Source organism: Streptosporangium carneum (assembly GCF_027922005.1).
Lineage (GTDB): Bacteria > Actinomycetota > Actinomycetes > Streptosporangiales > Streptosporangiaceae > Streptosporangium > Streptosporangium carneum.
In genome coordinates this window covers 1-23,165 of sequence record NZ_BSEV01000025.1, presented here as the reverse complement: position 1 = coordinate 23,165, position 23,165 = coordinate 1, and the positions used below count along the sequence as shown (strand labels likewise).

The window sequence follows — 23,165 nt, the reverse complement described above, 5'->3', positions numbered from 1 at the left end:
CTACCCCTCGTGGTGCAGGAGTTAGGCTTGGTCGCGTGAAGGGTCTCGGCGAGCTTGAACGCAGCATCATGGACATCATCTGGGCGCAGCCATCGCCGGTGACGGCGCGGGAGGTAGGGCGTTTGATCGCCGACCGGGATCTCGCGCCGACCACGGTGATGACCGTGCTCGACCGGTTGACCCGCAAGGGCTTCCTGTTGCGCACCCGTGACGGGCGCGCGTGGCGCTACGAACCGACCGAAAGCCGCGACGCGTACGTCGCGGAGCTTATGCTTGAGGCACTCGACCTGACCGGAGACCGGTCGGCCGCCCTTACCAGGTTCGCCCAGGCCGTCTCAGGCACCGAGGCCGAGATCCTGCTCAGAGCCCTTACGGAGCTGGAGGACGAGTGATCACCGCAGCAGCCCTGGCGACCCTCGCCCTGGTCTGCGCGGTCGGAGCCTGGCGGTTCACGCGGGCACGGTGGACATACCGCGCCCCGCACGTGGCCATCGTCCTGTGGCAGGCACTCGGGGTCACCTGGGGTCTGGCCGGCACGGGCGCGCTTCTCGCCTACGCCCTGGAGCCCTACGGACAGGGTGTGCTGCAGGGGCTCCACGCCTTCACCGTCTCCGCCCTCAACGGCGGCTACGGCCTCTCCGAGCCCTACACCCTGCCGCGGATCCTGGCCCTCATCGCCGGACTGACCGCCCTCACCATCCTGGTCGTCGTGCTGCTCGCCGCGGGCTGGCAGACCTTCCGCGCCCGTCACCGCCATCGCACGCTGCTGGCCCTCGTCGCCCGCGAGGACCCCGAGGTCCCGGGCGTGCGGGTGGTCGACCACCCGGGCCCCGCCGCCTACTGCGTGCCGGGGCTGCGCTCGCAGGTCGTGGTGAGCGCGGGGGCGCTGAAGCTCCTGTCCCCCGCCGAGCTGGCCGCGGTGCTCGCCCACGAGGCGGCGCACGTCCGTGAGCGCCACGACCTGGTGCTGCTGCCGTTCGCCGCGCTGCGCAGGGCGCTGCCCCGGTCGCGGGTCGTCGGAAAGGTGCAGAGCGAGGTCGGCCTGCTGGTCGAGATGGCCGCGGACGACGTCGCCCGCCGCTACTGCTCGCCCCGCCGCCTGGCCACCGCCCTGCTCCGTTTCGGCACGGCGGGCGCCGCCCCGACCCCGCAGGGCGCCCTGGGCGTCTCCGACTCCTGCTCCGCGGTGATGGCCAGGGTCGAACGCCTCGTCAGTCCCGGCCCCGAGCTCCCGCGCCGGATCCGCTACTCCATCGTCGCCTTCTCCGTCACCCTGACCGCCTCCGCGCCGCTGCTCTGGCTGATCCCGCACTGACCCCGGCGGCCCGCGCCGCGCCTCCCTCCTCACCCCGCCGTGCTTGCAACTGTTAGCCAGCGCGTTTGCAATAGCAAGCACAGCGGGTAGACTGAGGGCATGGCACTACCCAAGGTCGGCTCGATCGGCGAGTACATCCGCGAACAGCGCACGCACGCGAAGATCTCGCTGCGCCAGCTCGCCGCGGCGGCGGGGGTCTCCAACCCCTACCTCAGCCAGATCGAACGGGGGCTGCGCAAGCCCAGCGCGGAGATCCTGAACCAGATCGCCAAAGGGCTGCACATCTCCTCGCAGGCTCTCTACGTCCAGGCCGGTCTCATCGAGGAGCGCGAGCCGGACAGCGACGTGCTGACCGCGATCAGGGCGGATCACCTCATCACCGAGCGCCAGCGCCAGGTGCTGATCGACATCTACGAGTCGTTTCGCAGGGAGAACCGGGCCGAGGCTCCGGATGAGGACGCGCAAACCTCCCAGAAAGCGCGCCCCGCACCGGAGCCCCACGCGGGCGACGCGGACTCCTCCCCGGACGAAAAGGCTCCGAACGAAGAGGCGTCGCTGCCCGAGGGGTATCTCGCCGCGTTGAAGCCCTACGCGGCCCCCGTGGACAGCGGAAACGTCACACCGGAATCCAAGGAAGGTTAACACCCATGACTCTCTCCACCGAAGTCAAGAAGCTGGCCGAGTCCAAGCCGTTCTACGCCGTCGCGGGCGCGGGCGACTTCGCGGTCGAGAAGCTCCGCGAGCTGCCCGAGCAGTTCCACAAGCTGCAGAACCGCCGCGAGGAGTTCCGCGAGGCCGCCAGGGAGCTGCCGGAGAAGGCCAAGGAGTTCGCGGGCAGGGCGCCCGAGAAGGCCAGGGAGTTCGCCGACAGGGCCGAGGGCTACGCCAAGGACTTCCCCGGCAAGGCCCGCGTCTACGCCGACCAGTTCGGCGTCAGGGCCACCGAGCTCTACGAGGAGTTCGCCAGCAGGGGCCGCAAGGTCGTCTCCAAGGCCAGCGGCGAGGCCGCCCTCGAACTCGAGGAGGTCTCCGAGGCCGCCGAGCCCGCGGTCGCCACCGAGGCCACCAGGAAGAACTCCCGTTCCTCGAAGAACGGCTCCGCCACGGAGGCCTGATCCCGAACTTTCCCAGGATCCGGCGAAAGGAGAACCCGTCCGGCGCGTGCCGGACGGGTTCCGCCGTTCCCGGCTCACCGCCGGCGTTCGCGGGGAGGGCGGGGTGAGGCCCGCTCCCACCTCACCGGTCTCGACCGGGGAGGGCGGGCACGGCATCGAGCACGACACACACGGGACTTTGGGCATTAGGGTGGATGCTGTCTGTCGGGCGAGCATGGTGGAGCGTCGATGATTTCCATGGGACTGGACCTCATCTTCTGGGTTCTCAGCATCATCGCCTTCGGCATGTCCGCCTGGGCGCTGTTCCACTCGGTGCGCACGCCCGCCCGGGCCTTCGCCGTCACCGGCAAGCAGACCAAGAAGCTCTGGCTGATCATCCTGTCGCTCGCGACGCTGTTCTCGTTCGCCTCGGCCGTCGGCTACTTCGGGATCGGCCTGGGCCAGCTCAACTTCTTCGCCATCGCGGCGGTCGTGGCCTCCGGGATCTACCTGGCCGACGTGAAGCCCGCGGTGAGCGAGATCGGCAAGGGCGGCAACCAGGGCCCCTACGGTCCCTGGTGACCCTGTTGCCCCGATCGGGCACGGGCCGGTAGACACACCGGGTGACCTTCGCGAAGAAACCCACCCTGTACGGCGAGCGTGTGACGCTGAGGCCTGTCGGCCCCGAGCACGCCGACGGCCTCTGGGAGCTCGTCAACGACCCGGAGACCGCCCGCCTCACGGGGTCCCACGGCGAGCTCGACCGTACGGCCACCGACATCTGGTACGCCACGCGCGGTGACCACGACGACCGTCTCGACCTGGCGATCTGCGCCGCCGAGGACGACGCCTACGTCGGCGAGGTGGTGCTCAACGAGCTCGACCCGCACAACCGCTCCTGCAATCTCCGCATCGCCCTGATCGGCCCCAGGGCGTTCGGCAGGGGCTACGGCACGGAGGCGATCCGCCTCACCCTCGAACATGCCTTCACCACCACGGACCTGCACCGGATCAGCCTGGAGGTCTTCGACTTCAACGACCGGGCCGTCCACGTCTACCGCAAGGTCGGCTTCGTCGAGGAGGGCGTCCGCCGCGACGCCCTGCACTGGCACGGCGAGTGGCACAACGCGATCATGATGTCCGTCCTCGCCCCCGAATGGCTCGCCCCGAAGGCCTGAACGTCTCCCGGACGCTCTCCTCCCGTATCTTCCGGACGTCCTTCTCCCCAGGAGGAGAGCGCCGGACGCCGGTGTCCTCGCCGGCCCGGGGTGACGCGGCGACCGGCGGCCCTCTTGGCAGAGTCGGTTAGCAAATGCTAACTTCAGGGTGTGGCCGAAGCACTCCCCCATGTCGAGTCGTTCCTGGCGGACGACCGGGACCCGCCGTCCAAGCGGCGCATCCTGGTCGAGGCGCTGCGCCTGTTCGTCGAGCACGGCGTCGACGGCACGACCGTGCGCGACATCGCCAAGGCGAGCGGCTACAGCAACCCCGCCCTGTTCAAGTTCTTCGCCTCGAAGGAGGACCTGGCGCTTCACGTGTTCGGCAGGTGCTACACCCGCCTCAGTGAGCGGGCCTCACTGGCCGTGGCCCCTGGACGACCGTTCGGCGAGCGGCTCGGCTCGCTGATGCGGACCGTCGGCCGGATCCTGGAGGAGGAGCCCGAGGTGCTGCTCTTCGTGCAGGACAACCTCCGCGTCTACTGGCCCAGACTCACCGAGGCTGAGAGAAGGACGTCGCTGATCGAGGTGCTGCGCGGCCTGCTCCGCGACGGCGCGGCCTCGGGGGAGGTCACCACGACGATCTCCATCGACCTGCTGGTGGCCGCGCTCTCCGGCACCGTCGCGCAGTACGCCAGGATGCGCCACTTCGGCGAACTGTCCTCAGACAAGGCACTCTCCGCCCTGGAACCCCTGGTCATGCGCATGATCGCCCCCTGACCCCGACTCCCGTCCCGCACGATCTCCCACCGCCCTTCGGGGCGTTTTCTTCGCCCATTGAGTTAGCAAATGCTAACCACCCTCTCTGGAGGAACCATGAGACTGCTCGTCCTCGGCGCCGGAGGCTTCATCGGGCGCACCACGATCCGCGAGGCGACCGCCGCGGGCTGGCAGGCCGTCGGCCTGGTCAGGAACGACGAGGCCGCCCTGCGGGTCCTGGAGGCGGGAGGAACTCCGCACCGTTTCTCCACCGGCGACCCGGCCACGTGGGCCGAGGCCGCCCGGGGAGCGGACGCGGTCGTCGACCTCATCCAGCCGAGCCTGCCGGGGCGGATGACCCTCCGGGCCGTCCGCCGGATCAGCGCCGCCCGGCAGGAGACCACCGCCGGAGTGCTGCGGGCGCTGTGCTCCCTGCCCGCCGGGGAACGGCCCCTGCTGGTGTCGGTCAGCGGGATGGACGACCTCGACCCCGGGCCTGGCCGTACGGTCTCCCACACCTCCGCGCTCCGCACGGTTCCCGTCGGGTTCGCCCACATCGGACTGCCCGTGCGACGGATGATCGAGGAGTCGGGGACGCCCGCCGTGCACGTCTATCTGGGGAACATGGTCTACGGCCCCGGCAAGGGGTTCGGCGACCTGATCGTGCCGGGACTGGCGAGACGGCGGATGCCGGTGCCGGGCACGGGAAGGAACAGGCTGCCGATCATCCACGTCGAGGACGCCGCGCGGGCGCTGGCGCACGTGGCGGGGCTGTCCGGGGCCGCGGGACGGACCTTCGTCGCGACCGACGGCACGACCACGACGCTGGGCGAGCTGTTCGACGAGACGGCCAGGCTGCTCGGCGCGTCCGCGCCCCTCAGGCTGCCCCGATGGCTGGCCGGGCCGTTCGCGGGCGAGATCGCCGCGCAGACCCTCACGCTGGACACCGCCGCCGACCCCTCCGCGCTCATGGCGACGGGCTTCGAGCCGCGATACCCCTCCTTCCGGGAGGGCGTGCCCGCGACGCTCGCGGCGGTGGCGGGGACGACGGGGGCCGCCGAGACGGGAGCGGCGCGATGAGGCGGATCACCGGGAACGTCGCGGAACCGCCCTCGGGAAGCCCCGCGCGGAGACTCCTCCGATCCTTCACCGGAAGACTGTTCAGGGGCAGGGTGGCGGCGGCGCTGGTCGCCCTGTTCGTGCCCGTCATCGTCCTGGCCAACGTGGGCCTGCCGTTCAGCGCGGCGGGGATCAAGGAGGTCTCCGGCGGCGTCGGCATCCTCGACCTGGAGCCCGCGGCGACGGCCGAAGGGGTCGGGCGGGCGTTGGCCGCCTACGGGCAGGAGGGCAGGGAGCGCTACCTGGTCCTGCTGGCGTCCCTGGACGTCCTGCTTCCCCTGCTGCTCGCCCTGACCTGCGCCGCGCTGCTGGGCGTGACACTGGGACGGGTGCGCGCGCTGCGGTGGACGCCGCTCACGCCGCTGGTCGGCCTGGCCGCCGACTACGCGGAGAACGGCGTCCTGGCGGTCCTGCTGACCGGCTACCCCTCGGTGCCCGCGGGCCCCGCCGGGCTGCTGTCCACGCTGACGGCGGTGAAGACCACCGCGATCGCGGTCGAGCTGGCCCTGGTCGGGGCGGGGCTGCTGTACGCCGCCCTCACCCGTCCGGCCCGGCGCCGTGCTGGCGCAGTGCCGTGACCAGCCAGCGCGCGAGCCGTACGTGACCCAGGTGGGTGGGGTGGACGCCGTCGCCCAGGATCGCCCCGCGGCCCCAGGGCCGGTCGAGCGGGTCCAGGAAGACCACCGTCTCCTCGTTCGCGGCGACCGCGACGGCGTCCCTGACGCCGGGGACCCAGCGAGGCGTCCGCCCCATCCAGATGGGGCCGACCACCACCACCCGGGTCTGCGGCCACCGGGAGCTGATCGTCTTCAGCAGTCGTTTGGCGGCCCGGTGCACCCTGCCCGGGGAGACGCGGTCGTTGTGCCCGCCGGAGACGATCAGCAGGTCGGGGGCGGGACGCCAGGAGAGCTCCTCCTCGAACGACTTCTGGAAGGTCCTGCGTACCCTGCCGGGATTGACGAACCCCGTCCCCGCCGCCCCCGCCGTGACGAGCTGCCAGCCCAGATCGCGCGCGGCGCGCGCGGCGTAGCTCTCCCACCGCCGCACCGGCCCCGACCCGACGGTGAAGCTGTCTCCGACCACCATGACCAGCGGAGCCCTGATGGGACGGGTCTCGGGAGCGGGAGGAAGGTCGAGGGCGGAGGCGGGAATCGGAGTCGTGCCGATCACCACTCCGCTACTGCATCCCGAAATAAAGCAAGAAATCACCGTAAGAACGGCGACCACGGATGCTCGGGATCGTCGACGCACAGGCCCGTGCATGCCACCTCGGGGAGATTGAGGTTCTAAGCTGCCGATATGAGCACCGACCTCCACGGACGCACGGAGCGTCTGGAACTCGCCGACCAGAACCTGCGTTCCTTCGACGCCGTCGTCCTGGCCTCGTCGTCCGAGGGGATCGTCTTGAGCAGGTCGGCATTCTATCCGGGTGGCGGCGGCCAGCCCGCGGATCACGGAGTTCTGCTCTGGCAGGGGGTCGAGACCCGCATCGTCGGCGCGCGCAAGGGCGACGACCTCCACCTGATCCCCGCGGAGGACGACCCGATCCCTCCTGCGGGGACGACCGTGCGGGCGGCGGTGGCCGACGAACGGCGTTCCGCGCTGATGCGCACCCACTCGGCGCTGCACGTGCTGTGCGGGGTGGTCTTCCGCGACTTCGGCGCGCTGGTCACGGGCGGCAACATGGAGGAGCTGACCGCCCGCATGGACTTCAACCTGCCCGAGGTGCCGCCCGGCTTCAAGGAGTCGGTCGAGGCGGCCTGCAACGCCGAGGTCTCCGCCGACCGCAGGATCGACGTCCGGGTGCTCCCCCGGGCAGAGGCCTTCGCCATCCCCGACATCATCAGGACCGCGACGAACCTGGTCCCCGAGACGGTCGAGGAAGTACGGATCATCGACATCGTCGGCCTCGACTGCCAGGCGGACGGCGGCACCCACGTCGCCTCGACCAGGCAGATCGGCCGCATCCGCGTGGCCAAGATCGAGAGCAAGGGCAAGGGCTTCCGTCGTCTCCGCATCGCGGTGGGCGACTGACCCGCGACGGCGACCGCCGCCCCGGGCGTCACATCCGGTGCAGGTGCCGCCCACTCGCCGGGAGCGGTGAAGGGGGAGCGCATCGGGCCGTCGAGACGCCGGCCGTGGTCCGCGGACAGGACGGCGTCCCGCCGGGCTTCGGTGTCCGGACGCCGGCCGTGGCCGTTCCCGCTGAGCCGGTGGAGCCTGACCGTCCCCCGGTCCCCTTCGTCGCGGCCGCCCCGGCGACGACCCCAGGAGTCGTCACCGTGACGACCAGGGTCGTCACGAGGGTCAGACCGCTCACGAGAGCCATCCGGCTGAACGAAAGTGCCATGCCCGTCTTTCTCCTGAACCCTCGATGCCCTCGTCCGCCCCCGTCGGCGTCCGGCTCCGCCAGTCTGGACCGGCCCCACCCCGCCCGGACCTCGGTTCGACGAACCTGAAAGCGTTCCGCCGGTCGGCGCCGGACGGGTGGGGGGAAGGACGGGGAGGAAGGGCGGCGCGCGGGCCGGCAGGGGCGGGACGGGCGGGGCACCGGACACCCCGGCGAGCGCGGGGAGCCGCAGGTCAGCTGACGTAGGAGGCCGGAACGCTCCAGGTGTTGCAGTAGGCGATCCTGGCGTACTTCCAGCCCTGGTGCAGCCAGCCCGCGAAGTGGTCGCCGTTGCCGTGGTCGCGCTTGCCCAGGCCGTTCTGGTCGTCGCCCCGGCTGTACTCCATCTCCAGTACGGCCTGCCAGCGGGCGGCCGTGACCCCGAGCGGAATCCGGACGGTGCGGATGAAGGCTCCCGCGAAGCACTGCGCCTGCAGCTCGGAGCGCCGGGAGTGGGCGTCCTGGGCGGCCTTGGACTTGTCGGAGACCTCCCACCACCAGGCGGAGCCGATGCCGGACATGGACTGCACGTGATGGCCGTACTCGTGGGAGAGCACCGACAGGTAGGGAACGTGGTTCTGCGCGGGGTCGATCCGGCCGCTCTGCTGGATGAGGTGGGTCAGGCCGATGTACATGCCCCGGTTGGACGGGCAGTAGTAGGCCGCGGCCCCCGAGGCGGGGTAGGTGCCGCACGGCCCTCGTCCAGGACGGGTCCAGTAGACCCGGCGCGGGGCCAGGAAGACCGCTCCCGCCTGGGAGAACTTCCCTGCCCATGCCCGGTCGAGGCACCCGGTCACGGCGTTGAGGTAGCCGAGCATGTCGCCGGGCCGGGTCGAGGGGCGGGGCGCGCGGCAGGCGGTCGGGCGCATGAGGCCGGTGCCGTACAGCGGGTTGCGCTTGAGCCTGGCGGTGGTGTCGGAGCGCCGCATGTAGCGCAGGTCGACGCCCATGTTCCGACGGGCCGCCGCGCCCCTGCCCGCGGCGGCGTCGCTCCGGGCGGCGAGCCTGATCGCGGGACCGCCCATGGAGCCGAGGTTGAGCTTCTGCGGCGGTCTGAAGCTGGGCGGGGAGACCTGGGCCCCCTCGGCGGGCGTGGGCACGGTGGTTCTGGTCGCCACGGGACCGGTGTCGGGGTTGGCCGGAATCTCGGCCTCCTCGCCGCCCGCCAGGCCTGCGACCACCACGACGGCCGCGAACGTCATGGCGAGAACACCGAAGACACCGAAGGCCAGGGGACTGGATCCGCGTGGGCGCATGCGACCACCTCTCCAAACAGTGGATCTCCGGGCGGCAATCTAGCGGATATCGACACATAGACGTTTATTGGTCGAAAAATCTGGAAGGGGGGGTTGCCGTCACGCACCGGAGGTTATGGGTAGGCTCCCGGGCCATGGCGGGATCCCTATTGCACCGAGCGGCCGGAAGCCTGCGTCAGGTGGCCGGAGGCGTGGCCGTGGTCGCCACCCTCACGCTGCCCCTGAGCGCCTCCCCGGCCCTCGCGTCCGGCGCGGCGAGCACCACGACCGGCACTGTGGCCGACACGGTGAACACGACGTCGGGCACGGCGGACGCGGCGACGGCCGCGGCGGGCAAGATCACAAATGACGCGCTCGAGCTCACCCTGCGGCAGGACGGCGTGCTGCACGTCAAGGAGACCGTCACGTTCGAAGGCGACCCGCCCACGCGGAAGCTGGTCGACCGGACGCGCTACGACGACAGCGACGACCGGCTCTACCAGGTCGTCAACCTCAAGGGCGACGGTACGCTGACCGGCGACTCGATCACGCTGAAGGGCTCGGGCAGCGCCAAACTGGAGTACGACGTCAAGGGCGCGGTGACCCCGCTGGGCGACACCCAGGAACTGCGGTGGTACGCCGCGGGCGGCTGGTCGGTCCCCGTCGACCTGGCCAAGGTGAAGGTGACGGGCCCCGCCCAGCTCCAGAACCTGTCCTGCTTCGCGGGAGTGCTGACCTCTGCGGTCGGCTGCACCACCGCATCACCGGACCACACCGGGATCGAGGCCGAGTTCGAGCAGCAGGGGCTGGGGCAGAACGAGGTCCTCACGGTGATCATCGGCTATCCGGCGGGCGCCACCAAGGGCGCGCCCGTACTGGAACGCCGCTTCGAGCTGGCCAACGCCTTCACCCTGAACACCGTCACCGGCGGAGCCCTGGCAGGCCTGCTGGTCCTGATGCTCGGCGGTCTGGGCCTGCTGTACTGGACCCGAGGCCGCGACGCCCGGGTGGTCGGCCACGAGTCGGGTTCGCTCAGCGGCGTCGAGAACGGCCACTTCGCCCCGCCGGACGGCGTGCGCCCCGGCCAGATCGGCACGCTCATGGACGAGCAGGCCGACGTGGTCGACGTGACCGCCACGATCGTGGACCTGGCGGTGCGGGGATACATCAGGATCGACGAGCAGCCCCGGCAGACCTACGACGCGCCCGACTGGATGCTGGTGCGGCTGCCGAACGCCGAGCTCAACTCGCTGCTGTCCTACGAGCGCGCCCTCTACGACGCCGTCTTCGACGGCCGCGACACGGTCCTGCTGTCCCACCTGCAGGGGTCGTTCGGATCCAAGCTCGGCAAGGTCCGCGACGCCCTCTACCGTGACGTGGTCGCACAGGGATGGTTCGCCCGCCGCCCGGACACCGTACGGACCCGCTGGACGACCCTCGGCGTGCTGCTCACGGTGGCCGGGGTCCTCGGCACCGTCGCGCTCGCCTGGTTCACCACGTACGGTCTGCTCGGCCTGGCCGTGATCATCGCCGGAGCCGCCCTGGCCGCGGGCGGCCAGTACATGCCGGCCAAGACCTCGAAGGGGGCGGGCGCCCTCGCCCACACACTGGGCTTCCGGGAGTATCTGGCCTCCGGCGACATCGCCGGGGACATCCCTCCCGCCCAGCGGGTCGAGCTGTTCTCCCGCTACCTGCCCTATGCCGTGATCTTCGACAGCGTGGACCGCTGGGCCCGCGTGGTCTCCTCGATCAACGGCAACGGCCGGCAGGCCGACAACCTGTACTGGTACCACGGCCCGGCGGAATGGGACCTGTCGAAGTTCGCCGACTCGATGCGGACGTTCACCATGACGACCTCGGGCGCGATCTCCTCGACCCGCCAGTTCCGCTCGCTCTGAACCCGCCGCGCGCCCCCCGCGACGTCGGCGGGGGACGCGCGGGCCGTGGAAAAACCGTTTGTGCCGCCGAAACACCGCTGTCTAGCCTGGACGGCATGTCGTTCACGTGCCACGCGCCCCAGGTGTTCATCCGTATGCGTCACTGCCCGGTCCAGGGCCGGTAGAGAGACAGAGGCGCAGACAGACCGCTGTTCTCCGCACCTGCCCCGGGCCTCCGAGACCATTTCCTCTCGGACCCGAAAGGGCAGTACCTGTGGCGCAGTCGTTCGCTCACGGAAACTATTCGCACACTCAGAAGAAGGCCAGGACCGGCGGCGGCAGAACCGCTCGCGACCAGCGTAGACGTACCCTGTCGCAGAACTTCGTCGTCGATCCCGAGGTCGTGACCCGGCTCGTCAGGGCCGCGGGCCCGCACGACCTGGTCCTCGAACCCGGCGCGGGAGAGGGCGTCCTGACCAGGGCGCTGGCCGACAGCTGCGGCCAGGTCGTCGGCTACGAGGTCGATCCGCTGCTGGCCGGGAAGCTGGCCGCCCGCGCTCGGGGCGACGCCCGCATCCGGATCGTCAGGGGAGACTTCCTGTCGGCCCGCGCGCCGCGCGAGCCGTTCGCGGTCGTCGGGAACATCCCCTACTCGATCACCTCGAAGATCGTCGACTGGTGCCTGCGGGCGCCCACGCTCACCTCGGCCACCCTGGTCACCCAGCTGGAGTACGCCCGCAAACGCACCGGCGACTTCGGCCGCTGGAGCATGCTGACCGTGCAGACCTGGCCGTGGTACAGCTGGGAGCTGCTCGGCCACGTCGACCGTGAGGCGTTCCGGCCCGTGCCGGCCGTCGACTCGGCCATCCTGCGGATCGAGCGCCGCGCCCAGGCGCCCGACCTGCCGGGATATCAGGACTTCGTCGACTACGGCTTCACCGGGCTCGGCGGGTCCCTGCACGCGACCATGCGGCTGCGTCACCCCGCGGCCCCGGTCGACGCCGCCTTCGCCGCCGCCGGGGTGGCGCGGGACACCGTCGTCGCACACGTCCATCCCGACCGGTGGCCGATCCTCTTCGAGCACCTCGGGTGACCACCGGCGAAGGGCCGTGCCGTCCGATCTCCTGCCTCGGACGGCACGGCCCCTCGCCTCCCGCCCACTCAGGACAGCGGTCCGGCGGGCGGAGGCGGCGCGGCTATCGCGTGGCGCACAGCGCCCTGTCGACGAGGTCGCCCGCGGCCTTCTCCTGGCGCGCCGCGCGCTCGTCGCCGAGCTGCGTGTTCATCGAGACCACGACGCTGCGCCCGCCGTCGGCGGTCACTCCCGACCTGGTCTTGTAGCCGTAGATGTCACCGCCGTGCGACCAGTAGACCCCGCCGCAGGACAGCGGACGGGAGGTGAGGCCGAGCCCGTAGCGGGCGCCCGGCCAGAGGTCCTGCCACGCGTCGACCAGGATGGTCTGCCGCATCTGGGCCAGTTGCTCGGCCGGCAGCAGCCTGCCGTCGAGCAGCGCCCGGAAGAACGTGTTGACGTCCCTGGTGCTGGACAGCAGGCCGCCCGCGGCGTCCCCGTCGAAGTACCTGGTGGCGTCGATCGGCGCGTGCGGCGGGATCACCATGTAGCCCTTGGCGTGCGGGTTGGGCACGCCGAGGGAGTAGCCCGACCAGAGCGTACGGCTCAGGCCCAGAGGCTTGCTGATCCTGGTGTCGACCTCCTCGTGCCACGGGTTCCCGGTGACCTTCTTGACGATCATGCTGAGCAGCACGTAGCCGGTGTTGGAGTATCTCCACTCCGTGCCCGGCGCGAAGTAGGGCTTGTGGCGGACGGCCTTGGCCACGATCTGCTCGTCCGTGTACGGCTCGTAACGGTGCTTGAGGAAATCCTCCACGGACGCGAAGTTGGGGTAACCCTCCTCGGAGATGCCACTGGTGTGCTGGAGGAGGTTCCGAATGCTGATCTTGCTGCCGTCGTTGCCGTTGCCCTGCAGCAGGCCGGGCAGATGCTTCTCCACGGTGTCGTCCAGGGAGAGTTCGCCCTCGGCGACCAGCTGCAGCACCACGGTCGCCACGAAGGTCTTGGTGGTGCTGGCGATCCTGGTGTAGCCGTTCGGCGGGACCGGACGCCTGGTTCTGGTGTCGGCGACCCCGCTCGTCGCAGCCAGCTGTCTGCCGTCCGCGTCGATCACCCGCGCCTCGACGCCGTTGACCCCGATCGCCCGGATGGCGTCGACGTCACGCTGGAGCCGGGCCTTGCCGTACTCCGATCTCGTCGGAGCGGCGTCCGAGGCCGAGACTCCGGAGGCGGCGGCTCCTGAGGCCGCGGTCGCCGTCGCCGTCGCCGTCGTCAGGGACAGGACGGCCGAGGCGGTGAGCACGACGGCGACGGCGAGCGCCGCCGCCCGCCGCCCCCCGGTCCCCCTCCCCCGGGCGGTGGAGCGTACGGCTTCCCGGGCCGAAGAGGATCCGGAAACGGTGTTGCGCATGGCTTCTCCCGATGAGGTGGACGCCGAGGGTGTCCCGGCCGGTGATTCGACCCTAGGAAGACGGAGCGCCCAGGAAATCGGCCATGAGCACGGCCTCACCTCGGCCACTCGGGGGATATCGGCTCCGCTCGGCGCAACTTTGGTTGTGTCCGATCGGTGCAGGTCGCGGCCGGTTCTACCCTTGACAGCGGGAGGCCTCCCGGCGACGCGGGCACCGGAGACACTGGCAGGCACCGGCAGGCACCGGAGACACCGGAGACACCGGAGACACCGGGGGCGCGCCGGAAGGCCGCCGGAGGACGACGTCCGTTCCCTCGCCGGGGGAACGCGTGAGGGCGCGGGAGCGGTCATGTCAATGCGCGGTCACGACGACCCGACACTGGAGCACGACGGAGTGGCGCGCGACCACAGCGCTCCGGCACGCGACCACGACGACGCGACGCGCGATCACAGCGACTCGACACGCGGTGCCGGCGTCGTGGCACGTGACCACGACGACGCGGCACGCGGTCGCCGCGGCGCTCCGGGCAGAAGGCTGACCTACGAGCCGATCTCCGTGGCACGGCGGTGGTTCGCCGCCCACCCCCGGATCACCGACCTCCTGCTCGCAGCCGTCCTCACGGTGGGCGCGCCGCTGCTCAGGCTGAGCGGGGGAACCCCCCTCGACACGGCGGCGACGGCATCCGTCACGGCCCTGCTGCTGGCGCAGACCGTGCCCCTGGCATGGCGGCGGTCGCACCCGTGGCCGGTCATGGCCGCGGTGAGCCTCGCCCACATGGCGTACGAGCTGACCGACCCCATGGTCGGTTACCGGGACGGTCTGTACGTGGCGTTCGCCGCCTACGCCGTGGCCCGTTACACGCGGACGCCGGGAAGCATGGCGGTGATCGCCGTCACCTCGGCCACCGTCCTGGCCTCCGACCTCCTGCGGCCGTTGCTCGGCCTGCCGTTGCCCCCGGAGCTGCGGCTGGGCCCCGTGGAGATCGTGCTGGTCGTCATGCTGTCGTGGGCACTGTGGCTGCTCGGCAGCTCCCAGCGCCACATCCACGACGACGCGGCCCGGCTGCGGGACCTGACGGAGCGGCTGCGCGCCGAGCGGGAGGTCAGCGCCCGGCGAGCGGTGACGGCCGAGCGCGCCCGGATCGCCCGCGACCTGCACGACCTGGTCGCCCACCACGTCAGCGCGATCGCCATGCAGGCGCGCGCCACCGCCGAGGTGATGTCCGACGACCCCGGCCTGGCGGGCCGGGGCATCGCCGGGATCGGCACGGCCGCCGACGCCGCGCTGGTCGAGATGCGCAGGCTGCTCGGTCTGCTCTCCGACGCCGACGACCGCGACGACGACCCCGGCGGCGGAAGCGTCTCCCGGAACCCGGGGACTCCCCGCACCTCCCGGGTCCTGCGTCCCGAACCGTCGCTGAGCCACCTCGACGGGCTCGCCGACGTCGCCAGGACCGCCGGATGCCGGGTCGAGGTCAACGCGGCGCCCGGGCCCGACGTCCCGCCCTCGGTGCAGGTGTCGGCCTACCGCGTCGTGCAGGAGGCGCTCACCAACGTCCTGAGGCACGCCGGGCCCACCGACGTCCGGATCGACGTACGGCGGACAGGTGAGAGACTGACCGTCGTGGTCGACAACGGTCCCCGGGCGCGTTCCCACCTGCCCGTGACCGGCTCCGGGCTCGGGCTGATCGGCATGCGCGAGCGCACCGCGCTGTTCGGCGGCGCCCTGCGGGCCGGTCCCCGCGACGAGGGCGGCTGGCGGGTCGAGGCCACCTTCCTGTGCGAGCGCCAGGCATGAGGACCCATCGTCGGTCTGTGCGAGCGCCAGGCATGAGGACCCATCGTCGGTCTGTGCGAGCGCCAGGCATGAGGACCCATCGTCGGGTGGACGACGGGCGTGACCGGGTTCCCGCACGGACGGCGGTCATGACGAGGTCCTTCCCGTGCGGGCGGCGGGCGTGAAGCCCGTCCGCGTGCTCATCGCCGACGACCAGGAGCTCGTCCGCGCCGCCCTGCGCGTCATGCTCGAACGGCGTGCGGGCCTGCTGGTCGTGGGAGAGGCCTGCGACGGTGAGCAGGCGGTCGCGGCGGCCTTCGACCTGCGGCCTGACGTGGTGCTGATGGACGTGCGCATGCCCGGCATGACCGGTGTCGAGGCGACGGAGCGCATCGTCGGCGACTGGCCTCACGACGGTCCGCGCCCTCGCGTGCTGGTGCTGACCACCTTCGACCTCGACGAGTACGTGCACGCCTGCCTGCGCGCGGGCGCGAGCGGCTTCCTGTTGAAGAACGGCTCCTCGGACCAGCTCGCCGAAGCGATCCGGGTGGTCGCCGCCGGTGAGGCCATGCTCGCGCCCACCGTGACCAACCGCCTCATCGACGCCTTCGCCGCCCTCCCTCCCGCCCTGCTCACACGACCGCCGTCCCCTGAGGCCGGTTCGGACCGCACCGGCCTGCTCGACACGCTCACCAGGCGTGAGCTGGAGGTGCTGCTGCTGGTCGCCAGGGGGCTGTCCAACGCCCAGATAGCCAGAAGCCTCGAGCTGTCGGAGACCGGGGTGAAGAGCCGCGTCAACCGCATCCTCACCAGGCTCGGACTGGAGAACCGCGTCCAGGCGGCGCTTGTCGCCCATGAGGCGGGCCTGCTCGGCCGCTGATCGTCCCTCGTGCCCGCCCAGTGGGTGATCGGCCTCTCGATCGCCCGGCGGCGACCGCCTGACGGCCGATCGTCCCCTTCCGCCCTCCTGCTCGCCTCGCGCACGATCCACGGCCGGACGACCGTTCCTCCCCGGCCGTGGAGTTCATTGATCCACAGCATTGACAAGGGAGATTTTTACGTACAAAATCATTTTTGCGATGAGAGACGTCCTGTACTTGGAACAGATCGAGCAGGCAGAGGCACTGCTCAAACCGCAGCGCATCGAGGTGCTGCGGCAACTCGCCGAGCCACGCACCTGCGGAGAGGTCGCGGCGCGGCTCGACCAGACCCCGCAGCGGGTCTACTACCACGTCAAACGCCTGGTCGACGCCGGACTGGTCGACCAGGTCTCCGAACGCAAGGTGCGCGGCATCCACGAGGGGATCTACCAGGCCAGAGCCCGCTCCTACTGGCTCTCTCCCCGCCTGGTCGGCCGGATCGGCCTGCGCAAGGCGCAGGACGAGCTGAGCCTGGGCTACCTGCTGGACCTCATGGAGGAGGTCCAGGCGGACATCGCCGCCCTCGACCGGACCGCGCCCGAACTGCCGTCGGTCGGGGTCTCCGGTGAGATCCGCGTGCCACCGGAGCAGCGTCAGCGGTTCCTGGACGACCTTCAAAGCATGTTGCAGGACCTTTTCACCCGCTACGGCGGCGCAGAAGGAGACGCCTTCAAACTCGCCGTGGCCTGCTACCCCAGAGGAGAAGACAATGAGTGAGCCGATGAAGCTGCACGCCCGTGTCCAGGCGCCCCTCGAGAAGGTCCGGCACGCCCTGACCGACGCCGGAGAGCTGCGCGTCTGGCTGGCCGAGCACGCCGAGGTCGACCTGCCGCACCGCTACGAGTTCTGGGGTCGTCACACCCCCGAGGGCGAGGCCCCCCACCAGCGCCCGCTGCACGTCGACGACCGCACGCTGCGCTTCTCCTGGCTGCTCGACGGCGAGGAGACCACGGTCGAGTTCAGCCTGCTGGAGGAGACCCCCGACTCGACCGTCCTGACGCTCTCGCAGAGCCACTTCGACTTCCAGGACGTGATCACCGGCAACAGCATCCGGGGCGTGCTGCAGACGTTCTGGTCGCTCGCGATCGCGAACCTGGTCGACCATCTCGAAGGCCGGGAGCTCACCGGCAGGTGCGACTTCACCTCTCCGGTGTTCGAGGAGCGGGCCCTCGTCGGCGCCTCCCCCGAGAAGGTCTACGAATCGCTCACCGACTCGGAGAAGGTCAGCAGCTGGTTCGGCTACCCCGTCGGGATCGAGCCGTACGTCGGCGGCCGTTTCGCCATGGGCGGCTTCGAGGCGGGCCAGGCCGCGAAGATCATCGATCTGGAGCCGGGACACCGGATGTCCGTCGACTGGGCCGAGGGCGGCGTCACCACCTGGGAGCTCGAGGAGTCCGACGGCAGGACGCGGCTCACCTTCGTGCAGAGCGGCTTCGACACCGGACGCCCGCCGTACGGCGCCTGGATGGGCTGGCTCAGCGGCGTCGCCGAGCTGCGTCGCTTCCACGAGCTGGACGGCTGGCGTCCGATCTGGCTCGACGGCCAGCCCGTGTGACCCAGGCCCCCTCCGGCGGACCCGCGGCGGGACGACGCCCTGGCCGGGCAGGCCAGGGCGCCACAGACGCCGCTCGCTCAGGCGTTGACCTGCGAGTCGGCGGAGATCGGGTGGAAGGCGCGGCGGAGGGCGTACATCAGGTCGTCCTGCATACGCTGGGAGACCTGCGCCTCGGGGACCCAGGCACAGCCGTGGAAGGTGCCCGGATACATGTGGACGCCGACCGGGACCCCCGCCTGGACGAGCTTGGAGGCGTAGGCCAGGCCCTCGTCACGCAGCGGGTCGAACTCGCAGACCACCACGAACGCGGGCGGAAGCCCCGACAGGTCCTCGGCCCTGGCCGGCGCGGCGTAGATCGGGACGTCGTCGCCGCCGGGCCGGTAGTCCTCGCCGAGGTAGAAGTCCCAGCTGATCTCGGCCTTGTCGCGGCTCCAGCCGGGAGTGTCGACGAAGTTCCGCATCGAGGTGGTCTCCAGGCGGTCGTCGAGCTCGGGGATGCCGAGGTACTGCAGGCAGAGCGCGGGTCCGCCGCGGTCCCTGGCCAGCAGCGCGACCGCGGCGGCCAGGCCGCCGCCGGCGCTCTCGCCGCCCACCGCGATCCGCGAGGGGTCGACGCCCAGCTCGCCGGCGTTCTCGGCCACCCAGACGAGCGCGGCGTAGCAGTCCTCGACCCCCGCCGGGTACGGGTGCTCCGGCGCGAGCCGGTAGTCCACCGACACCGAGACCACGCCCATGGTCTCGGCGAGGGACGACAGCAGCGCGTCACCCATCTCGATCTGCCCCACGATGAAGCCGCCGCCGTGGATGAAGACCATCGCCGGCGCCGCCTCCTCGGCCCGCTCACGCGGCGCGTAGGTCCGCACCCGCACCGGCCCCCTGGGGCCGGGGATCTCACGGTCCTCAACCACCACGGTGTCGGGGAAACCGTTCGGCATCGAACTGAAGAACTCCTTGAGCACCTCCCTGGAGTGCACCGGGTCGCGCAGGTCGTGCTCAGGCAGCAGGTCGACGGCGAACGGAGCAAGCTGAGGGTCGAAGTTGTAGGACATCGGGGGCCTCCTCATAGTGCGTGGCCCCATGATGCCCCACCCTTTCTCACCAGGGCGTCCGTCGTCGGCAGCCGGTCACGGACGCACATGAGCCGATGCGTCACGTCCAAGTCCGCGCGTTCCCGGCGGGCTGGAACGGGTCGGCGACGCGAGCCGGACGGCGTCCGGGGCTGCCCCCGGAAACCCGCCCGGAAGCCCGTTCGTCCGTTCTGTTCGACTGTCCTGTTCAGCCGTCCTGTTCAGCTGTCCCGTTCAGCTGTCCTGTTCGGCTGTCCCGTTCAGGAGAGCCGGATGAGACGCCGCTCGACGGCGACGGCGACCGCCGCGGTACGCGTCTCCACACCGAGCTTGTCGTAGATGTGCACCAGATGCGTCTTGACCGTCGCCTCGGTGATGAAGAGCCTCCTGGCCATCTCACGGTTGCCCGCGCCGCTGGCCAGCAGTTCGAGGATCTCGACCTCGCGGCCGCTCAGCGCGGGCCCCGGGTCGCGCATCCGCCTCATCATCCGGGTCGCCACCCTGGGAGACAGCACGGTCTCCCCTCTCGCCGCCGCCCTGATGCCCTGGAACAACTCCTCGGGCGGGCACGCCTTGAGCAGGTAACCGGTCGCGCCCGCGTCGATGGCCCGCACGATGTCGGCGTCGGTCTCGTAGGTCGTCAGCACCAGCACCTGCGGCGGGGCGGGCAGCCGCCTGACCCGCCGGGTGATCTCGACCCCGTCGAGGCCGTCACCGAGTTGCAGATCCATGAGCACGACGTCCGGCTCGCAGGAGGCGATGCCCCGCAGGGCCTCCTGTCCGTCCGCGGCCTCACCGACGATCTCCATGTCGTCCTCGCCGCCGAGCAGCGCGACCAGCCCCGCCCTGACCACGGGGTGGTCGTCGACCAGAAACAGCCTCATCCCTCTCCTGTCCCTCCCGCCGAGCCGTCCCGGTCCCGCGTCCCGCGATCAGGCACGGGAGCGGAACCTGCCCGAGGAGCCGTGCCGGAAGCCGTGCCCGGACCGCCCGGCCGCCGCACGGTGTGCGACCACCCTGCCGGTACGGCCGCCGCGACGGCCGTCCCCTCCCCCGGGGCGCTCTCGACGGTGAGGGAACCGCCCACCTCCGCCAGCCGGTCACGCATCGCCCGCAGGCCGTACCCCCTGCCGGGAGCGGGGGTCGGCTCGGCGAAACCGGTTCCGTCGTCGAACACGTCCAGCGTGACCTCGCCGTCGAGGTAGGACAGCGTCACCATGACCCTCTCCGCGTTCGCGTGGTCGCGCACGTTGGCCAACGCCCCCTGGGCCACCCTGAGCAGCGCCGCCTGGACCCCCGTCTCAAGGGGATAGCGCTCCCCCTCGCACCGGAAGCGCGCCTCCAGCCCGGTGTCGTCACCGGTGTGCTCGCACAACCGGGCGAGCGCCTCGGGCAGCGCGGCGCCCTCCAGCCCCGGAGGCCTGAGGTCCCGGACGAACCGCCGGGCCTCGTCCAGGTTCTCCGCGGCGGCGGCCGCGGCGCGCCGTACGTGGGCGTGGGCCAGGTCCGGATCGGACGTCCACATCCGGTCGGCGGCCTGGAGAAGGATGCCCATGCTGGTCAGCCCCTGGGCGAGGGTGTCGTGGATCTCCCTGGCCAGCCGTTCGCGTTCCTCCAGGACGCCGGTGCGGTGCTTCGACTCGGCCAGCGTGCCCCGCGTGCGGATCAGGTCGTCGATGAGCCGCTGCCTGGAGGCGCTCTCGCGCTGCAGCTCCCGGAAGACCACCGCTGTCATGGTCGCGATGCCGATCGGCGCGAGGATCAGGCTGGGGTCCGGCCTTCGCGTGATCTTGATCTGGGCGACGATGACGACGATCGTGAGCGCCACGGTCGCCACCACGACGCCACGCGGGGTCAGCAGCCGCAGGCACAGGAAGAGCAACGGGACCGCACACCAGCTGAACGACGGCGCGAGAGCCACGAGCACCAGCCAGACGGCGATCACCGCCCCCAGCCAGACGACACGCCCCCGGCCGAGCTCGTCCCAGAAGACGGTGCCGACGGCGTGGACCACCGCCAGCAGACCGGACAGGCCCAGCAGTGCGACGATCCGCGAGTCCAGGCCGTGCTGGGACACCAGCCGCGTGGCGGAGGCCGCGAGCAACAGGTAGAACCCCAGATGCATGGCCCGGTTGAGCCAGACGTGCTCCCTCATCACCGCCCCCGTTCGGTCTGTTCCGACGCTATCGCCCGCGGACGGCGACACCTGCCGAAGGATCCCGCCGGCGACACCCGCCGAGGGATCCCGCGGTCGGCGGCACGGCCGAGAGGTCCTGCGGAGGACGACTCCGCGGGAGATCCTCTGACTCTGCGGGAGGTCCTCTGACTCCGCAGGAGATCCTCTGAGGACGACGCCCGGGGAGATCTTCCGCGGAGACCACTGACCGGGAGATCCCCGCCGAGACCTCTGACCGGGAGATCCCCGCGGAGGCCCCAGAGAGGAGTCCTCAAAGGAGGATGCCGCCCGCGAGGGGCGCACGCGTCAACCGATCGGTTGATCCTCGCCTCCACCTCCCGGCATCCGCGGCTCGACCGGGCGGCCGATGGCGTACGGCGACGCCAAGAGCAGCCTTGTGAGAGTGAGGCCGCACCCCGGAAACCACGTGAGGCCCGCACGAAGCCCTCCGGGACGGTGCCGCCCCCCGCACCGTCCCCGAACACCCCGCACAGTCCCTGCGGGCAACCTCGAACACCCCGCACAAGCCGAACCGGAGAAACCCATGAAGGTCCGCCCCATCAGCACCCGCGCGATCGCCGCCTCCCTCGCGGGACTCGCCATCGTGACCGGCGTCGCCGCCGCGCAGGCCGCCTCCGCCGAGGCCTCCCCCGCCCAGAACGCGTCCTCCTGGACAGGCTCCTCCGAGACCGCTCGCGCCCCGCAGGCCGTCGTGCAGAACGGCACGCTGTCCGCCGACGCCGCCCTGCGGATCGCCGACGCCGCGAGCAAGGAGGCCGCCAAGCGGAACCAGCGCGTCACCGTCGTGATCGTCGACCGTTCCGGCGCGACACGGCTGGTGCTGAAGGGAGACGGCGCGGGCCCGCAGACCGAGGAGTCGGCCAGGCGCAAGGCGTTCACCGCGGTCTCCTTCGGCAAGGCGACCAGCGAGCTGGGCAAGGGACTCTCCGGTGACGGCCCGACCATCGCCGACATTCCCGGCACCCTCTTCCTCGCGGGCGGCATCCCCGTGGCCTCCGGCGGCGCTCCCATCGCGGGCATCGGCGTCGGCGGCGCCCCTGGCGGCGACATCGACGAGGCCATCGCCCAGGCGGGTCTCAAGGCCGTCGCGGGTCAGCTCGGCTGAACCCGTCGAACCAGGTGAGAAAGGACCGGGTGAAGGAGATGGGCGTTCTGCCGAACGGGTCGAGGCTGTTCGGCCCGCTGGTCGGGCCGGGCTCGTCAACCGGCTCGCACCTGTCGAACGGGTCGAATCTGTTCGGCCCACTGGTCGAGCCAGGCTCGTCAGTCACCTCGCACCTGCCGAACGGGGCAGGAAGGGGGCGCTCCGGCCGTGGTCGACCGGCTGCCGGAGCGAGACGACCCTGCCGTCGGGGACTCCTGGCCTCCGGGTTCGGCCTGCTGCTCGCGGCATGCGGAGGAACCAGGGTGAAAGGATCGAGCATGCTCAACGAACAGTTGCTGGCCGCCGCAGCGCGCGGCGACGCGACCGGCGTGAGAGACGCGCTCGAGGCCGGCGCCGCCGTCGACGCCCGCGACCCGCAGCGCCGTACGGCCCTGCTGCTCGCGTCGGCGGCCGACCACGTCGAGGTCGCCGAGGCGCTGGTCGCGGCGGGCGCCGACCCCGACGCGCTGGACTTCAGACACGACACCCCCTGGCTGGTCACCGGCGTCACCGGAAGCGTGACGATGCTGAGGGCGCTGCTGCCCGCCGACCCCGACCTGACCGTCAGGAACCGCTACGGCGGGATCTCCCTCATCCCGGCCTGCGAACGCGGACATGTGGACTACGTCCGGGAGGTGCTCAAGACCGGCATCAAGGTCGACCACGTCAACGACCTCGGCTGGACCGGCCTGCTGGAGGCGATCATCCTCGGCGACGGCGGCGCGCCCTACCAGGAGATCGTCCGCCTGCTCATCGCGGCGGGCGCCGACGTCAACCTCGCCGACCGCGACGACACCACCCCGCTCAAGCACGCGGTCTCCAGGGACCAGGTCGAGATCGCCGATCTGCTCTGGGCCGCCGGAGCCCGCTAGAAGGCTGTTTCCCGGGTTGAGGGCTTGGGACAGTTGCCATCGGGCGGCACGCTGTCCACTTGGCCTGCTTGGCCTGCTTGGCCTGCTTGACCTGCCTGGCCTGCTTGACCTGCCTGGTCTGCTTAGCCCGTGGTGTCGCTTGGTTCGTGGGTTTGCTTGGTTTGTGTTGCGGTGGCTTTGTTCTCTGGGTTCGCTTTGTTCGCGC

At 71.1% G+C, this 23,165-nt stretch carries 24 protein-coding genes; 18 read left to right on the top strand and 6 right to left on the bottom strand.

The annotated features are described in order from the left end of the window. Positions 1–35: 35 nt before the first annotated feature. The 9 genes from PKF00_RS34950 (at position 36) to PKF00_RS34910 (ending at position 6,022) form a co-directional block, all read left to right on the top strand. Positions 36–392: a BlaI/MecI/CopY family transcriptional regulator gene (locus PKF00_RS34950; RefSeq protein WP_271221993.1), complete on the top strand. Its 357-nt coding sequence runs from the start codon at positions 36–38 to the stop codon at positions 390–392. Beyond that, entirely contained in the window at positions 389–1,315 is a 927-nt protein-coding gene (locus PKF00_RS34945) for a M56 family metallopeptidase (protein WP_271221992.1), read from the top strand. The genes PKF00_RS34950 and PKF00_RS34945 overlap by 4 nt, the downstream gene beginning before the upstream one ends. 99 nt (positions 1,316–1,414) lie before the next feature. Beyond that, on the top strand, positions 1,415–1,957 hold the full coding sequence (locus PKF00_RS34940) for a helix-turn-helix domain-containing protein (RefSeq protein ID WP_271221991.1): 543 nt from the start codon (positions 1,415–1,417) through the stop codon (positions 1,955–1,957). Positions 1,958–1,962: 5 nt separating this feature from the next. Then, complete coding sequence (locus PKF00_RS34935) at positions 1,963–2,430, top strand: hypothetical protein (protein WP_271221990.1); 468 nt, start codon at positions 1,963–1,965, stop codon at positions 2,428–2,430. Positions 2,431–2,658: 228 nt separating this feature from the next. Beyond that, positions 2,659–2,991: a DUF2516 family protein gene (locus PKF00_RS34930; protein WP_271221989.1), complete on the top strand. Its 333-nt coding sequence runs from the start codon at positions 2,659–2,661 to the stop codon at positions 2,989–2,991. A 41-nt stretch (positions 2,992–3,032) separates the two neighbouring features. Further along, positions 3,033–3,587 (top strand): GNAT family N-acetyltransferase, encoded by a 555-nt coding sequence (locus tag PKF00_RS34925; RefSeq protein WP_271221988.1) that lies wholly within the window; start codon positions 3,033–3,035, stop codon positions 3,585–3,587. Positions 3,588–3,737: 150 nt separating this feature from the next. Next, the gene (locus PKF00_RS34920) at positions 3,738–4,346 is read left to right on the top strand and encodes a TetR/AcrR family transcriptional regulator (RefSeq protein ID WP_271221987.1); all 609 of its coding nucleotides are present in this window, start codon (positions 3,738–3,740) and stop codon (positions 4,344–4,346) included. 96 nt (positions 4,347–4,442) lie between these two features. Continuing rightward, complete coding sequence (locus tag PKF00_RS34915; RefSeq protein WP_271221986.1) at positions 4,443–5,405, top strand: NAD-dependent epimerase/dehydratase family protein; 963 nt, start codon at positions 4,443–4,445, stop codon at positions 5,403–5,405. Further along, a complete protein-coding gene (locus PKF00_RS34910) occupies positions 5,402–6,022 on the top strand; it encodes a hypothetical protein (RefSeq protein ID WP_271221985.1) in 621 nt (206 codons plus the stop codon). Before PKF00_RS34915 ends, PKF00_RS34910 begins: the two co-directional genes overlap by 4 nt. Here PKF00_RS34910 and PKF00_RS34905 read toward each other — a convergent pair. Then, positions 5,982–6,617 carry an SGNH/GDSL hydrolase family protein gene (locus PKF00_RS34905; RefSeq protein WP_271221984.1) on the bottom strand — a complete coding sequence of 212 codons (636 nt, stop codon included), beginning with the start codon at positions 6,615–6,617 and terminating at the stop codon, positions 5,982–5,984. The two genes, PKF00_RS34910 and PKF00_RS34905, sit on opposite strands and share 41 nt — an antisense overlap. A 126-nt stretch (positions 6,618–6,743) precedes the next feature. Between PKF00_RS34905 and PKF00_RS34900 the strand changes: the two genes are divergently transcribed. Beyond that, the gene (locus tag PKF00_RS34900; protein ID WP_271221983.1) at positions 6,744–7,478 is read left to right on the top strand and encodes an alanyl-tRNA editing protein; all 735 of its coding nucleotides are present in this window, start codon (positions 6,744–6,746) and stop codon (positions 7,476–7,478) included. Positions 7,479–8,027: 549 nt separating this feature from the next. Here PKF00_RS34900 and PKF00_RS34895 read toward each other — a convergent pair. Continuing rightward, on the bottom strand, positions 8,028–9,089 hold the full coding sequence (locus tag PKF00_RS34895) for a neutral zinc metallopeptidase (protein WP_271221982.1): 1,062 nt from the start codon (positions 9,087–9,089) through the stop codon (positions 8,028–8,030). Between the two features lie 134 nt (positions 9,090–9,223). On the opposite strand from PKF00_RS34895, the gene PKF00_RS34890 reads away from it, so the two are divergent. After that, complete coding sequence (locus PKF00_RS34890) at positions 9,224–10,966, top strand: DUF2207 domain-containing protein (RefSeq protein ID WP_271221981.1); 1,743 nt, start codon at positions 9,224–9,226, stop codon at positions 10,964–10,966. 349 nt (positions 10,967–11,315) lie between these two features. Beyond that, a complete protein-coding gene (gene erm / locus PKF00_RS34885; RefSeq protein WP_425582344.1) occupies positions 11,316–12,038 on the top strand; it encodes an ErmE/ErmH/ErmO/ErmR family 23S rRNA (adenine(2058)-N(6))-methyltransferase in 723 nt (240 codons plus the stop codon). A 103-nt stretch (positions 12,039–12,141) separates the two neighbouring features. On the opposite strand, the gene PKF00_RS34880 is transcribed toward erm, so the two are convergent. After that, entirely contained in the window at positions 12,142–13,428 is a 1,287-nt protein-coding gene (locus tag PKF00_RS34880; protein WP_271221979.1) for a serine hydrolase domain-containing protein, read from the bottom strand. 349 nt (positions 13,429–13,777) lie between these two features. Between PKF00_RS34880 and PKF00_RS34875 the strand changes: the two genes are divergently transcribed. From PKF00_RS34875 to PKF00_RS34860, 4 genes are all read left to right on the top strand, one after another. After that, a complete protein-coding gene (locus PKF00_RS34875) occupies positions 13,778–15,226 on the top strand; it encodes a sensor histidine kinase (RefSeq protein ID WP_271221978.1) in 1,449 nt (482 codons plus the stop codon). A 160-nt stretch (positions 15,227–15,386) separates the two neighbouring features. Further along, positions 15,387–16,085: a response regulator gene (locus PKF00_RS34870; RefSeq protein ID WP_271221977.1), complete on the top strand. Its 699-nt coding sequence runs from the start codon at positions 15,387–15,389 to the stop codon at positions 16,083–16,085. Between the two features lie 199 nt (positions 16,086–16,284). Beyond that, a complete protein-coding gene (locus PKF00_RS34865) occupies positions 16,285–16,842 on the top strand; it encodes a winged helix-turn-helix domain-containing protein (protein ID WP_271221976.1) in 558 nt (185 codons plus the stop codon). Next, positions 16,835–17,680: an SRPBCC family protein gene (locus tag PKF00_RS34860; RefSeq protein ID WP_271221975.1), complete on the top strand. Its 846-nt coding sequence runs from the start codon at positions 16,835–16,837 to the stop codon at positions 17,678–17,680. The genes PKF00_RS34865 and PKF00_RS34860 overlap by 8 nt, the downstream gene beginning before the upstream one ends. Positions 17,681–17,757: 77 nt before the next feature. Here PKF00_RS34860 and PKF00_RS34855 read toward each other — a convergent pair whose 3' ends face one another. The 3 genes from PKF00_RS34855 to PKF00_RS34845 form a co-directional block, all read right to left on the bottom strand. After that, positions 17,758–18,729 (bottom strand): alpha/beta hydrolase, encoded by a 972-nt coding sequence (locus tag PKF00_RS34855; RefSeq protein ID WP_271221974.1) that lies wholly within the window; start codon positions 18,727–18,729, stop codon positions 17,758–17,760. Positions 18,730–19,007: 278 nt separating this feature from the next. Next, positions 19,008–19,631, bottom strand: coding sequence for a response regulator (locus tag PKF00_RS34850; RefSeq protein WP_271221973.1), 624 nt, complete (start codon positions 19,629–19,631; stop codon positions 19,008–19,010). Next, positions 19,628–20,902, bottom strand: a complete 1,275-nt coding sequence (locus tag PKF00_RS34845; protein WP_271221972.1) for a sensor histidine kinase — start codon at positions 20,900–20,902, stop codon at positions 19,628–19,630. The genes PKF00_RS34850 and PKF00_RS34845 overlap by 4 nt, the downstream gene beginning before the upstream one ends. Positions 20,903–21,467: 565 nt before the next feature. Here PKF00_RS34845 and PKF00_RS34840 point away from each other — a divergent pair. Beyond that, positions 21,468–22,049, top strand: coding sequence for a GlcG/HbpS family heme-binding protein (locus tag PKF00_RS34840; protein WP_271221971.1), 582 nt, complete (start codon positions 21,468–21,470; stop codon positions 22,047–22,049). Positions 22,050–22,366: 317 nt separating this feature from the next. Further along, positions 22,367–22,960: an ankyrin repeat domain-containing protein gene (locus PKF00_RS34835; protein ID WP_271221970.1), complete on the top strand. Its 594-nt coding sequence runs from the start codon at positions 22,367–22,369 to the stop codon at positions 22,958–22,960. Positions 22,961–23,165 lie beyond the last annotated feature (205 nt).

Coding starts and splice junctions, on each gene's coding strand:
- PKF00_RS34940 (WP_271221991.1), top strand. CDS start 1,415: ATGGCACTACCCAAGGTCGGCTCGATCGGCGAGTACATCCGCGAACAG.
- PKF00_RS34935 (WP_271221990.1), top strand. CDS start 1,963: ATGACTCTCTCCACCGAAGTCAAGAAGCTGGCCGAGTCCAAGCCGTTC.
- PKF00_RS34930 (WP_271221989.1), top strand. CDS start 2,659: ATGATTTCCATGGGACTGGACCTCATCTTCTGGGTTCTCAGCATCATC.
- PKF00_RS34915 (WP_271221986.1), top strand. CDS start 4,443: ATGAGACTGCTCGTCCTCGGCGCCGGAGGCTTCATCGGGCGCACCACG.
- PKF00_RS34910 (WP_271221985.1), top strand. CDS start 5,402: ATGAGGCGGATCACCGGGAACGTCGCGGAACCGCCCTCGGGAAGCCCC.
- PKF00_RS34900 (WP_271221983.1), top strand. CDS start 6,744: ATGAGCACCGACCTCCACGGACGCACGGAGCGTCTGGAACTCGCCGAC.
- PKF00_RS34895 (WP_271221982.1), bottom strand. CDS start 9,089: ATGCGCCCACGCGGATCCAGTCCCCTGGCCTTCGGTGTCTTCGGTGTT.
- PKF00_RS34890 (WP_271221981.1), top strand. CDS start 9,224: ATGGCGGGATCCCTATTGCACCGAGCGGCCGGAAGCCTGCGTCAGGTG.
- PKF00_RS34880 (WP_271221979.1), bottom strand. CDS start 13,428: ATGCGCAACACCGTTTCCGGATCCTCTTCGGCCCGGGAAGCCGTACGC.
- PKF00_RS34875 (WP_271221978.1), top strand. CDS start 13,778: ATGTCAATGCGCGGTCACGACGACCCGACACTGGAGCACGACGGAGTG.
- PKF00_RS34865 (WP_271221976.1), top strand. CDS start 16,285: ATGAGAGACGTCCTGTACTTGGAACAGATCGAGCAGGCAGAGGCACTG.
- PKF00_RS34860 (WP_271221975.1), top strand. CDS start 16,835: ATGAGTGAGCCGATGAAGCTGCACGCCCGTGTCCAGGCGCCCCTCGAG.
- PKF00_RS34855 (WP_271221974.1), bottom strand. CDS start 18,729: ATGTCCTACAACTTCGACCCTCAGCTTGCTCCGTTCGCCGTCGACCTG.
- PKF00_RS34850 (WP_271221973.1), bottom strand. CDS start 19,631: ATGAGGCTGTTTCTGGTCGACGACCACCCCGTGGTCAGGGCGGGGCTG.
- PKF00_RS34845 (WP_271221972.1), bottom strand. CDS start 20,902: ATGAGGGAGCACGTCTGGCTCAACCGGGCCATGCATCTGGGGTTCTAC.
- PKF00_RS34840 (WP_271221971.1), top strand. CDS start 21,468: ATGAAGGTCCGCCCCATCAGCACCCGCGCGATCGCCGCCTCCCTCGCG.
- PKF00_RS34835 (WP_271221970.1), top strand. CDS start 22,367: ATGCTCAACGAACAGTTGCTGGCCGCCGCAGCGCGCGGCGACGCGACC.